This is a genomic window from Streptococcus sp. GMD1S, from assembly GCF_000296875.1.
Taxonomy (GTDB): Bacteria; Bacillota; Bacilli; order Lactobacillales; family Streptococcaceae; genus Streptococcus.
Map to the genome: position 1 here is coordinate 1 of NZ_AJQY01000195.1, position 928 is coordinate 928.

Genomic DNA, 928 nt, shown 5'->3' on the forward strand with positions numbered 1-928 from the left:
GCTGGCAATTATCTCTATCGCTGGGATGACAGGAATTGCCATGCTCTTGTATCCAAGCAACAACTTCCTCTACTGGCTAGTCGCTCACCTCTTGATTGGGACTGCCTGTAGCGCTCTTTTTCCTTATCTCATGGTTTGCTTTTCTCTTAAAACCAGTTCTCCTGAAAAGACGGCCCAGCTATCAGGACTTGCGCAAACAGGGGGCTACATCTTGGCGGCCTTTGGTCCTACCTTGTTTGGTTACAGTTTTGATCTTTTCCAATCTTGGGTTCCAGCGGTTCTTGCCCTACTAGCTGTTGATATCATCATGACCGTCTCACTCTTTATGGTGGATCGGGCTGATAAGATTCTTTAATTTTTCTAAAATACTTCTCAGATATAAACAATGCAAAGCCAGACACTGTCTGGCTTTTTTGGTGCTTATACCAACAAGAAGCACCATCCATCTGTTAGCAGAAAGATGGCATTTTTGATATAATAAGATGTATAGAAACTAATTGTCATAGGAAAAATACATTAGTTCATAAGATAGCTACTATTTTAAATGAGGTGTACAGAATGAATGAACAGAAATACAATTTGGAAGAGAGTTTAGCAGAGTTAAATAAGCTCCTTAACTTATCAGCCAAGGCGACAGATAAGGCTAGCCGTGAAGCTCTAGCAGAAAAGGCAAGAACAATTTATGAACAATACCCTGAATCAGAAGACATTGCGTTGCGGTATGCTATGACTTTGTTTTATTTATCAACCAAGCAAACTGAATTAAAAGAGCTAGAGACTACTGCTGAGAAATTAAAAGTCGTGCAACAACAATTCTACGATGCACATGATATTGCTTTGCTATATGCCATGATTTTGGTTAATTTATCAAACAAGCAGACTGAATTGAAAGAACGAGAGGCTACTGTTGAGAAATTAAAAGTCGTGC

2 pseudogenes are annotated in these 928 nt (G+C 39.4%); both read left to right on the plus strand.

Going from position 1 to position 928, the window contains the following annotated elements:
* Positions 1-355: pseudogene (locus GMD1S_RS08220) on the plus strand (MFS transporter); the annotation flags it as partial.
* A gap of 203 nt (positions 356-558) precedes the next feature.
* Positions 559-928 (plus strand): annotated as a pseudogene (locus GMD1S_RS12355) (hypothetical protein); the annotation flags it as partial.